The sequence below is a fragment of the Arenibacter certesii DSM 19833 genome (assembly GCF_000429545.1).
Classification (GTDB): domain Bacteria; phylum Bacteroidota; class Bacteroidia; order Flavobacteriales; family Flavobacteriaceae; genus Arenibacter; species Arenibacter certesii.
In genome coordinates this window covers 1-12,235 of the sequence record NZ_AUCB01000038.1, presented here as the reverse complement: position 1 = coordinate 12,235, position 12,235 = coordinate 1, and the positions used below count along the sequence as shown (strand labels likewise).

At 38.1% G+C, this 12,235-nt stretch carries 9 protein-coding genes; 7 read left to right on the top strand and 2 right to left on the bottom strand.

The features are described from left to right. Nucleotide 1 precedes the first annotated feature (1 nt). From G466_RS0115995 to G466_RS0115985, 3 genes are all read left to right on the top strand, one after another. On the top strand, nucleotides 2-706 hold the full coding sequence (locus G466_RS0115995) for an SCO family protein (RefSeq protein WP_026814562.1): 705 nt from the start codon (nucleotides 2-4) through the stop codon (nucleotides 704-706). 177 nt (nucleotides 707-883) lie between these two features. After that, entirely contained in the window at nucleotides 884-4,279 is a 3,396-nt protein-coding gene (mfd, locus tag G466_RS0115990; RefSeq protein ID WP_026814561.1) for a transcription-repair coupling factor, read from the top strand. Between the two features lie 16 nt (nucleotides 4,280-4,295). After that, a complete protein-coding gene (locus tag G466_RS0115985) occupies nucleotides 4,296-5,627 on the top strand; it encodes a TlpA family protein disulfide reductase (RefSeq protein WP_034235962.1) in 1,332 nt (443 codons plus the stop codon). Between the two features lie 99 nt (nucleotides 5,628-5,726). Here G466_RS0115985 and G466_RS0115980 read toward each other — a convergent pair whose 3' ends face one another. Then, nucleotides 5,727-6,386: an aspartate kinase gene (locus tag G466_RS0115980; RefSeq protein ID WP_026814559.1), complete on the bottom strand. Its 660-nt coding sequence runs from the start codon at nucleotides 6,384-6,386 to the stop codon at nucleotides 5,727-5,729. 51 nt (nucleotides 6,387-6,437) lie between these two features. After that, nucleotides 6,438-6,797: a YraN family protein gene (locus tag G466_RS0115975; RefSeq protein WP_026814558.1), complete on the bottom strand. Its 360-nt coding sequence runs from the start codon at nucleotides 6,795-6,797 to the stop codon at nucleotides 6,438-6,440. A 241-nt stretch (nucleotides 6,798-7,038) separates the two neighbouring features. Here G466_RS0115975 and metG point away from each other — a divergent pair, with 241 nt between their 5' ends. The 4 genes from metG to G466_RS23940 all read left to right on the top strand — a co-directional run. Further along, complete coding sequence (metG, locus tag G466_RS0115970; RefSeq protein ID WP_026814557.1) at nucleotides 7,039-9,117, top strand: methionine--tRNA ligase; 2,079 nt, start codon at nucleotides 7,039-7,041, stop codon at nucleotides 9,115-9,117. A gap of 138 nt (nucleotides 9,118-9,255) precedes the next feature. Continuing rightward, on the top strand, nucleotides 9,256-11,382 hold the full coding sequence (locus G466_RS0115965) for a Tex family protein (protein ID WP_026814556.1): 2,127 nt from the start codon (nucleotides 9,256-9,258) through the stop codon (nucleotides 11,380-11,382). A 178-nt stretch (nucleotides 11,383-11,560) separates the two neighbouring features. Further along, nucleotides 11,561-11,788, top strand: coding sequence for a hypothetical protein (locus G466_RS0115960; RefSeq protein ID WP_229797245.1), 228 nt, complete (start codon nucleotides 11,561-11,563; stop codon nucleotides 11,786-11,788). Between the two features lie 242 nt (nucleotides 11,789-12,030). Continuing rightward, nucleotides 12,031-12,235: hypothetical protein (locus G466_RS23940; RefSeq protein ID WP_157373812.1), on the top strand; the 205-nt coding region annotated here is incomplete at its 3' end.

Below are 12,235 nucleotides of genomic sequence, written 5' to 3'. Positions count from 1 at the left end.
GATGAAAAACACCTTTAAAATTAGCTTACTCCTTATATTAATTGGCACACTTACTAGCTGTGATTTCACTAAGAAGGATAAGATAGCTACTGCTATTTATGAATGTCCTATGCATTGTGAAGGAGAAAAGACCTATGACAAACCAGGAACTTGCGCAGTATGTAAAATGGAATTAACCACAATGGCAGAAAAAGAAAAATTAAATGGTGAAATCTCCGATCTTTCCATCTACAACTTACCCTCCGTGTGGACGACTCAAAACAATGAGGAAATAGAACTAAAGGAATTACATGGAGACGTTGTGGTTATGGTGATGATATACACTTCTTGCCAATCGGCATGTCCTAGACTGGCCGCCGACATGCGAAATATTGAAAAGCAGATTCCTGCAGACAAAAAGGATAACGTAACCCTAGTCCTTGTAAGCATCGACCCTGAAACAGATACCCCTGAGCGCCTGACCGCTTTTGCTAAAGAGAATAAAATGGAATCTGATAAATGGGTATTGCTAAGAGGCTCCGAAGCAAATACACGAGAATTTGCAGCTGTGCTAGCCGTAAACTACAAAAAAATATCTCCATTAGATTTTTCCCATAGCAATATCATAAGTGTTTTTGACCAAGGAGGCGAACTAGCACATCAACAGGAAGGTCTAGGCGTCAATAACAAAGAAACTATTGCCAAACTATTGGAGTTGGTACAATAATCGCATATACGTTGACTTACAACCCAGCCTTCGACATCTATATTATATAAAAAACCAGTAATGCGCTATTTACTAAAGGCTTAGCATAAAGATCTCAAAATGGGCCTCTTTATTAAAACTTTCCTCATCTTTTGGGGAAAGCCAAATCTGGGGTTATATTTGTAAAAAAAAATTCAGTTGACAAAATCTATCTTGCCACAACTGTTTGCACAGTCTCCGCAACTGCGAAAACTGCAGGCAATCATTGCCGATTATCAAAATAATTCTACTTCAGAAGCATTATCTATAACAAATATAAAAGGACTAACTGGGTCCTCTTTGTCCTTTGTTATCTCTGAAGCTTTCAGTAAGGCATCGGCGCCCTTTCTCTTTGTACTATCCGATAAAGAAGAAGCGGCCTATTATTTAAACGACCTAGAGCAACTCATAGGTGACAAGGATGTTCTATTTTATCCTGGAAGTTATAGGAGGCCTTATCAAATTGAGGAAACAGACAACGCCAATGTACTTTTACGTGCCGAAGTCCTTAACCGCATTAACTCTAGGAAGAAACCGGCCGTTATTGTGACTTATCCGGATGCCCTATTTGAAAAAGTTGTCACAAGGAGGGAATTGGAAAAAAACACTTTAAAAATCAAATTGGAAGACACTCTTTCTCTCGATTTTTTAAATGAGGTGCTGTTCGAATACAAGTTTAAACGGGTCGATTTTGTTACTGAACCCGGGGAATTTTCCGTTCGGGGGGGAATAATGGATGTATTTTCATTTTCGAATGATGAACCATATCGAATCGAGTTTTTTGGTGACGAGGTAGACAGTATCAGAACCTTTGATGTGGAAACGCAACTTTCCAACCAAAAGATTAAAAAGATTACCATTATCCCCAATGTGGAGCATAAATTTCTTGATGAAAATAGGGAAAGTATTTTCAAATATATTTCTCCTAACACCATTGTGTTTAGCAAGAACTTGGATCATCTATATAATCGGCTAGATGATTTTTTTAAAAAGGCCGAAGAAGCATTTAGTAAGCTATCTAACGAAATAAAACGCGCCCAACCTTTAGAGCTTTTTGCCAATTCTGAGATAATTAAATCACAGCTCGAGGATTTTTTGGTATTGGAAATAGATGGAAACCAAAAATCCAACGCTGGCGAAACCATCCTTTTTAATACCCAACCACAGCCTTCATTTAATAAGAAGTTTGATCTTTTAATAGACAACCTCAACCATAACCACAAGAAGGGATATGTAAATTATATTTTCTGCGCTACGGACCAACAGGCCCAGCGATTTCATGATATTTTTGAAGAAGTAGACAAGCAAGTACATTACAAAACTATCGTTTACCCTATCTATCAGGGGTTTGTAGATAACGATCTAAAAATTGCCTGTTATACCGATCATCAAATTTTTGATCGATATCTAAAGTTCCACCTAAAGAACGGATACGCCAAAAAACAGGCGATTACCATAAAGGATCTTAACAAACTGGAAATTGGGGATTATGTCACCCATATAGACCACGGCATAGGAAAATTTGGGGGACTCCAGAAAATAGATGTTGAAGGTAAAAAGCAGGAGGCGATTAAACTAATGTATGGCGAACGCGATATTCTCTATGTAAGCATCCATTCCCTCCATAAAATATCCAAATTTAATGGTAAGGACGGCACTCCTCCAAAAATATACAAGTTAGGTTCAGGAGCATGGAAAAAAATTAAGGACAAAGCCAAGTCGCGAGTAAAGAAAATTGCTTTTGACCTTATACAACTCTATGCAAAACGCCGATCTCAAAAAGGATTTCAATACGGCCCGGACAGCTACCTACAACACGAACTGGAAGCTTCCTTTATCTATGAGGATACTCCGGACCAAAGTACATCTACCGAAGACATAAAAAAAGATATGGAGAGTGAGCGTCCTATGGACCGACTTGTTTGTGGGGATGTGGGCTTTGGAAAAACAGAGGTGGCTATACGTGCTGCTTTCAAAGCAGTGGACAATGGCAAACAAGTGGCTGTATTAGTACCCACCACTATACTGGCATTCCAGCATCACCGCACTTTTACTGAACGATTGAAAGATATGCCAGTAACCATAAACTATCTCAACCGTTTTAGGACTGCAAAGGAAAAAAAGGAAACCCTTGCAGACTTGGAAGCCGGCAAGGTTGATATTATCATTGGCACCCATCAATTGGTAAACAAAAATGTAAAGTTTAAGGATTTAGGGCTGTTGATTGTAGATGAGGAGCAAAAATTTGGAGTATCGGTAAAGGACAAACTAAAATCCATCAAAGAGAATGTAGACGTCCTCACCCTAACTGCAACCCCTATTCCAAGGACCCTTCAATTTAGCCTGATGGCGGCAAGAGATCTTTCTGTTATCAATACTGCACCGCCAAATAGATACCCCATCCAAAGCGAGGTAATCCGTTTTAACGAGGAGACTATAAGGGATGCCGTTTCCTATGAGATACAACGAGGGGGACAAATTTATTTTATCCACAATAGAGTGGAGAACATAAAAGAGGTAGCCGGAATGATCCAACGATTGGTTCCAGACGCCAAAATAGGCATTGGCCATGGCCAAATGGATGGCAAAAAATTAGAAACCCTTATGTTGGCATTTATGAATGGGGAGTTTGATGTGCTTGTTTCCACCACTATAGTAGAAAGCGGCCTGGACGTAACCAATGCCAATACTATTTTTATAAACAATGCCAATAATTTTGGGTTGAGCGATTTGCATCAAATGCGAGGACGTGTAGGACGCAGCAATAAAAAAGCGTTTTGTTACTTTATAACCCCTCCTTATGAAGTAATGACCAACGACGCACGAAAGAGAATTGAGGCCCTAGAGCAATTTACAGATTTGGGAAGTGGCTTTAATATCGCTATGAAAGATTTGGAAATACGCGGTGCTGGCGACCTCTTAGGAGGAGAACAGAGCGGATTTATCAATGACATTGGATTTGATACTTACCAAAAGATATTATCCGAGGCTATTGAGGAACTTAAAGAGAATGAATTTAAAGATCTCTATCAAGAGGCAGATGGTAAACCCAAAGTTTATGTAAAAGAAACCCAAATTGATTCTGATTTTGAATTGCTATTCCCTGATGATTATATTAATAATATAACGGAACGCCTAAATCAGTATACCGAACTTAACCAAATAAAGGACGAGGAAGCCTTGCAAAAATACGAGTCACAATTAATAGACCGGTTTGGAGAACTACCTACCCAAGCAGAAGATCTCTTAAACTCTGTTCGTATTAAATGGATTGCCAATAGTATCGGCTTAGAGAAAATAGTGATGAAAAAAGGCAAAATGATAGGGTATTTTATTGCCGATCAACAGTCAGATTTCTATCAAAGCAATCAGTTCACAACTGTTCTACGATTTATCCAAAGCAACCCTAAATTGGCAAAACTGAAAGAGAAAGAAACCCGAAAAGGACTTCGACTGTTATTGGTATTCGACAATGTTAAATCATTGGATAAGGCCTATAAAGCCATGCAACACCTTAGTCCGGAGCTATTAAATGCTAAAATTGAATCTACCTAAATATAGCAGATTTATTATGACGCTTAAAAATTTACTCCTCTTAATAGGAATAATTTTGGTCCATAGCCTTAATGCCCAACACAGCATTTCAGGGAATATGACACCAGCAGAAGACCTGAAATGGCTAATTGCGTATAAACTAAACTCAACCGATCAAAGTTACATTGCGGATGCCGCCATTAAAAACGGGGCTTTTAAATTAACAATCCCTAATAGCGCTCCTACCGGAATGTATCGCATAGTTTATGCCATTCCCCAAGAGGAATTTTATTTTGATGTTATTTACAATGGGAAGGAAAATATAGTGCTTTCCTTTGATATGGAAGAAGGGTTGCAAATTCATAGTTCGAAAGAAAATATAATTTACCATAATTACTTTAAGCAGACAGAAGAAATAGAGCAGGAAATTAGACAACAATACGCCAACAACAGCCCCGACGTTAAAATAATTAACGAGCTATTCAAACAACTTAGTGAAGTGCAAAAATCCTTTGAGTCACAGGCCAAAGACCTCATAAGCGAACGTTTCATTAAAGCAAGCAGGTCATATATCCCTACTAGCAAAGAGAATGTTGAAAACTACCAGATTAACCATAAGAAGCACTTTTTTGATGCTGTAGATTTCAAAGACCCCATTTTACAAGAGTCCGGATTTCTTTCAAAGAAAATAATTAATTTTGTATTTAACTCCTTCCCTGCCAAATCACTAGCTGGAGATATGGTGGATTTGGAATTAATTGAAAACATAAAATTTGTTTCGGAAATCTATGAACCTCTAAATGCCGTGTATAAAACACGCATAATGGAAGATTTATGGAACGCGGCTATAAAAAGCAACCTTCACAGCACAGCTACTTTCATCTATGAAAATTATCTCCGCAATTTGGCTCTAAGCACCAATAATACCGATTTAATCCATAAAATAGATACCCACAACCGATTGAAAATAGGAGCTGTTGCCCCAGAAGTAACATGGGAAACAGAAGGAACTACCCAAAAGCTAAGTGACTTTGCGGGACATCAATATTATGTATTGGTATTTTGGAGCAGTGAATGTTCCCATTGTCTAAACCAACTCCCAAAACTTCAGCTAGCGACAGAGGCATTTGCCAATACCAAGGTAGTAGCTATAGGACTAGAGGATGATAAGGAAAATTGGAAAAAGGAAGCTGCCAAATTACCCAACTTTATTCATGGTATTTCTTTGGGGAAATGGAATAGCCCCTACGTAATAACATACCATGTAACACATACACCAACCTATTTTGTTTTGGATTCGGAAAAACGATTTGTTGCCAAACCAGACAGTTACGAAGAGGTTGTAGCGTTCTTAAATGGAAAGCAATAATTCATGACTGTCAGAAATCTAATAAATTAAGCCCAGCATCTAGAAATTAAAATACCTAGTTAACGCATTGGTGCAATATCTCAGTCCCAAATTGCTGTTTTACAGTGTCTTTAAATCCTTAATTGTTCTAAAGGCAATATCTACCTGCTCATCATTCACAATAATCGTAAATTCATTAGTGGTAGAGATTACTTCATACAGTACAATACCTTCCCAAGCCAAACGCTGAAAAATGAAATAATAAATTCCGGGAACGGAAACATTTTCGGCAGGCAACTTTACTGTAATGGAGGAAAGATGTTCGGCTTTTTGAGTACACTTTTCATTTTTAAACAACTCTTCCACTGCTGTATCCAGGCTGTTGCTCACCACTATATTCATTTCGTTTACCCCTCTTGAAGAAGTATAGAAAACATCTTTGTTCTTATTGATTTCTTTCAATAAAATAGTCTGATTCTCCAATATGGTATCGGAAACTAAAAAGGTAAAATCGGTCAGGGAAGAGCGAACGGTTATCTCTCCAATATTTTTTAAAACCTTAATAATCTTATGGGTAGCACGAAATTCCAAATCATCTGAAAGACGCTTTAATGCCATTACTATTGCACCATTTCTTATGTCCTTTCCCAACTCCATTTCTATCTCGGGCTTTACAATCCTAGACAAGGATGTAAGATTAATAATCCCTTGAGCTAGTGCACTTTGCAAAAACGGCTTCTTCTTAATATAGTCTTCTACAACCGCTGAAATAGTTCTCATTATTTTAAAGTTTTGGTAAAAATAACAATTTGTTATAAATAAAACAAATATTTAGAAATGATAAAATGCATTTTCCCAGTGTTCTATCTTAAATTTAGTGCCGTCTTTAAGAACAGTAACGATATCAAACCTAACTTCAATGTCCAAATCCCTACTCACCACATATTGATTAGCTGCATTTACCAATAATTTTATTTTTTTTTCGGTAATACTATCGGCGATGTCCTGCCAATAATCAGAACTTCTAGACTTTACTTCTACCACCGCCAAAATATCGTTCTTTCGTGCAATAATATCAATTTCCGCTTTTAGATAACGGTAATTTTTATGGACAATTCGATACCCCTTCTTTATAAGGTAAGCCTCCGCCAATTTCTCTCCCTGTTTCCCAAATTCGTTGTGTTTTCCCATCCCATTCTAAAGATACTTAAAAAATAGTGCGCATCTTATCGAATTACCCATTTAGAACTCAGGTAAGTGTTGTGATATTCAAATCTCACTTAGTGAGTAAGTCTATCATGTTGAAATAATGAGAAATAAAACATTGACCTCCCTTGTCCTCAATTCCTTTGCATAAACAGAGGCTTATTTTTCTGAAGAATGACCTACCTCCCCGCAAAAATCTTTATTTTTGCACCCTAATTCTACAGTAATGTCACGAAACCAACAAAAGCCAGCAAGATATACGATTACCGCTGCACTCCCCTACACGAATGGTCCAATACATATAGGGCATTTGGCTGGGGTTTATGTACCTGCCGACATCTATACCAGATACCTAAGATCCACAGGAAACGATGTGGCTTTTGTATGTGGTAGTGATGAACATGGAGTAGCTATTTCCATGAAGGCAAAAAAAGAAGGGGTAACACCGCAAAATATCATCGATAAATACCACGGTATTATAAAACAGTCCTTCATCGATTTCGGAATTACATTTGACAACTATTCAAGAACATCGGCAAAAATACACCATGAAACGGCCTCCGACTTCTTCATAAAGCTCTATGAAAAAGGTGATTTTATAGAAGAAGCTACCGATCAATTATACGATGAAGAGGCGAAACAATTTTTGGCCGACCGATTTGTAACGGGTACCTGCCCAAAATGTGGACATGAGGAAGCTTATGGTGACCAATGCGAAAACTGTGGATCTTCCTTAAATGCAACCGATTTAATAAACCCTAAATCCACCATTTCCGGTGCCGTTCCTACCCTCAGGAAAACAAAACACTGGTTCTTACCTTTAGATAGGTATGAAGAATTTCTAAGGGAATGGATCCTAAAAGGACATAAAAACGATTGGAAACCTAATGTTTATGGGCAGTGTAAGTCATGGATAGATGAAGGTCTTAAACCAAGGGCAGTTACTAGGGATTTAGATTGGGGAATACCTGTTCCAGCTGCCGGCGGAGAAGGTAAAGTACTTTACGTATGGTTTGATGCGCCAATAGGATATATCTCCTCTACCAAAGAATGGGCCGCAAGGGAAGGAAAAGACTGGGAACCGTATTGGAAAGACAAGGATACGAAAATGGTACATTTTATAGGGAAGGACAATATTGTATTTCACTGTATTATATTCCCCAGCATGTTAAAAGCGCATGGCGATTTTATACTACCTGAAAACGTGCCAGCAAATGAATTCCTCAATTTGGAAGGTCACAAGTTATCCACTTCCAAGAACTGGGCAGTTTGGCTTCATGAATACTTGGAAGATTTCCCCAATATGCAAGATGTTCTTAGATACAGCTTAACGGCAAACGCCCCAGAAACTAAGGATAATGATTTTACTTGGAAAGATTTCCAAGCTAGGAACAACAACGAACTGGTGGCCATTTTTGGAAATTTCATCAACCGCGTAGTTGTACTTACCAATAAATACTACAACGGTATTGTTCCAAGCCCAGGAGAATTTAGTGAGGTGGATTTGAACACTTTGGAAGAGCTAAAGAAGTATCCAGCGATCATAGCAAGTTCCATAGAAAGATATCGATTCCGTGAAGCTGGTCAAGAAGTTATGAATTTGGCACGCTTAGGTAATAAATACCTAGCTGATGAAGAGCCATGGAAAGTAATAAAGCAAGATGAGGATCGGGTAAAGACCATCATGTTTGTCGCATTACAAATTTCTTCGGCCTTAGCAGTTTTAAGTGAACCTTTCTTACCCTTTACCTCTGAAAAACTAAATACAATGTTGGGCACCCAGAAACTGGAGTCAGGGCTAACCTGGGATGTCGTTTCACAGAACACCATATTGTTACCTACTGGACATCAGATAAATCCGGCTGAACTGTTATTTAGCAAAATAGAGGACAAGACCATAGAAGAGCAATTAAAGAAATTGGAAGCTACTAAAAAAGCAAATGAAAATATGAACAAAGAAGTTACCCTTCAAAAGGAGTTAATCACTTTCGAGGATTTTTCTAAATTAGATATGAGGGTAGGTACCATTATAGAAGCTGAAAAAATGCCAAAAGCCAAAAAGCTATTGGTTTTAAAAGTGGATACAGGACTAGATGTAAGAACCATTGTTTCCGGAATTGCAGAGCACTTTAAGCCAGAAGAAATCGTTGGCAAAAAAGTTACCGTTTTAGTGAATTTGGCACCTAGAGCTTTGCGTGGCGTTGAAAGTGAAGGAATGATTTTAATGACCGAAAATGGGGATGGCAAATTAGTATTTATAAACCCAGACGTAGAGGGTGTAGGCAACGGGGAAACTATTAATTAAGTGTATAAGATAAGGGGTGGAGGTCTCGACTGCGCTCGACCTAACAAACCTCGACTGTATCATCCGACATAAAGCTTGAATTAATTAAATAAACCAATACAAAGTTTCCACCGTTAACCATAAAAACTGCAATTACCAATGAATCTGATTTCCTACATTACCAAATACACTCAATTACCCATAAAAAGTGTAGAAAATACAGTTGAATTATTAAATGAAGATTGTACAGTGCCTTTTATTTCCAGATACCGGAAAGAAAGAACAGGGAATTTGGATGAAGTACAAATAGGTAATATTGTGCAATATAAAGCGCAATATGATGCATTGGAAAAACGAAAAGCGGCCATTCTAAAATCAATTGAGGAACAAGATTCCCTAACTCCGGAATTGGAACAAAAGATAACCAAAGCCGAAGACCTTACCACTTTAGAAGACCTTTACTTACCGTTTAAGAAAAAGCGAAAGACTAAAGCAGAAACGGCCATAAAAAATGGATTGGAGCCCCTAGCAAAAATCATTCTGACACAGAAATCCAATGATATAGCGTTTGAGGCGTCTAAATACCTTTCAGAAAATGTAGCAAATGAAGATGATGCCTTAGAGGGGGCACGCCATATTATTTCTGAATGGATTAACGAACGTACCGATATCAGAAATCAGTTGAGGCTACAACTAGAAAAGTTTGCGCAGGTTACTACTAAGGTCATCACCGCTAAGAAAGATGATGAGAAAGCGCAGAAATATCGAGATTATTTTGATTGGAGCGAATCGTTAAATCGATGTCCTTCTCATAGATTATTAGCTATTCTCCGTGCGGAAAACGAGGGTTATGTTCGTGTGAAAATAGCTATAGATGATGATAAGGCCATTTCCAATTTAGCCTACCGAATTATAAAAGCGAACAATTCTTGCACACCACATTTGCAACTGGCAATAGAAGACGCATACAAAAGATTGTTATTCCCTTCCCTTTCCAATGAGGCTTTAAAAGCGGCAAAAGTAAAAGCAGATGAATCGGCTATAACAGTATTCTCTAAAAACTTAAAGCAATTACTTTTAGGGTCTCCTTTGGGAGAAAAAAGAATCTTAGCTATAGACCCTGGTTTTAGGACTGGATGTAAAGTGGTTTGCCTTAGTGCACAAGGAGAATTGCAACATAATGAGACCATTTATCCACATGCTCCCCAAAATGATAGTACAGGAGCAATTAAAAAAATAAGCTCGCTAGCAGACGCTTATAAAATAGAGGCCATTGCCATTGGTAATGGGACCGCCTCCCGAGAAACCGAACAACTTATAAAACGTATTCAGTTTAAAAATAATATAGAGGTTTTTGTAGTTAGCGAAGCAGGAGCTTCCATATATTCCGCTTCTAAAATAGCACGTGATGAATTTCCTAATTATGATGTTACTGTTCGTGGGGCTGTTTCAATCGGTAGACGCTTGGCTGATCCATTGGCAGAATTGGTGAAAATAGACGCAAAATCTATAGGTGTAGGGCAGTACCAACACGATGTGGACCAAACACTTTTAAAAAATTCCTTAGATACTGTCGTAGAAAGTTGTGTAAACACTGTTGGGGTAAACATTAATACAGCTAGTGTTCCCCTATTGAGTTACGTTTCGGGGATTGGGCCTAAATTAGCGGAAAATATTGTGGCCTATAGAAATGAAAATGGTGCATTTACAAGTCGAGCAGAAATAAAAAAAGTCCCTCGTTTAGGACCAAAAGCCTTTGAACAAGGGGCTGCCTTTTTACGGATAAAAAAGGCAAAAAATCCCTTGGATGATTCTGCTGTGCACCCAGAAAGTTATTCCATAGTAAAGCAAATGGTAAAAGACCAAGGTATTGCTCTTTCAGAAATCATTGGCAATAAAGAGGTCATCAAAAAAATAAACCTGCAACAATATTGTACGGATACTGTGGGTATACCTACTTTGGAAGATATTGTAAAGGAGTTGGAAAAACCTGGGTTGGACGTTCGTGAAAAGGCGAAAGTATTTACCTTCAATCAAAATATACGCAGTATCTCTGATCTTAAAGAAGGGCAGTTACTACCCGGAATTGTAAACAATATTACCAATTTTGGCTGTTTTGTAGATATAGGTATCAAAGAAAGCGGTCTAATCCATATCTCTAATTTATCGGATAGTTTTGTAAAAGATGTAAATGAACATGTTCACCTTCACCAACAGATTATTGTTAAAGTTCTAGAGGTAGACATCCCCAGAAAACGTATTCAATTATCCTTGCATAAACAGTAGAAGCATAATACTACCAATCCCAGACAATTATTAGCGCGTATATTAGCGTGTCCAGTGAAGGATTCACCATAGTACTTTTGCTTTGGCGATCAATAAATTAGTGTATATACCGAGTAAAAATACAAGGGAATTAACTTTAACATTATATCTTATTTAGATTCATTAAAAATAAATACTTTTGCTCAGTCAATACGTATCTATCTACTCTACTGTGGGCAAAAAGAAAAAAGAGGAAAAGAAAAAGGATAAGAAGCTAATGAAGGCTGAGAAAAAGGAGCAGCAAAAGCTTCTTAAAGCCCTCGCTCCTCCTGGTTGTAAGACCAAATGTTGTGAGAAGTATCTAAAATCGGCGTCCAAACGTTGTAAACGCTGTCCTTGTTTTGATTTGATGGTGAAAGTCGCTTAGATTTCTGGATCTTTTTCGGGATACTCACATAAGGGAATAAAAAAAGGTCTGCCGCACGATAACCCAGACCTTTCTTAATTGTTAACGCCTAGTTTACTTTCCCAACATCAACAACTCATTTAGGCGCATTCAGAATTGACGCAACTGCTTGTTTATCAGGTATTTAATTCGTATATTTAGATATAATAAAACCCCGAAAACGAGTCTCTAGCTCAAAAAACGGGGTTTTTATCTTAATGTCTATGTCCAAGATACGAAGAATCCACGATTTCCAGCACAGTTTTACATTTTCCTCCCAGACCGAAGAGTTCGATGCGTTTTACGCCCGGTTTCTCGAAAGCGATCTTGGCAAGATCTATATCGCCATCCCTTGGGACGAACTGGTAGCGGCCCTTGGTCTGAAGGAAGCCAAAAAGGGCCCAAGGTGCATCTTCTGCGCCAAGGGCA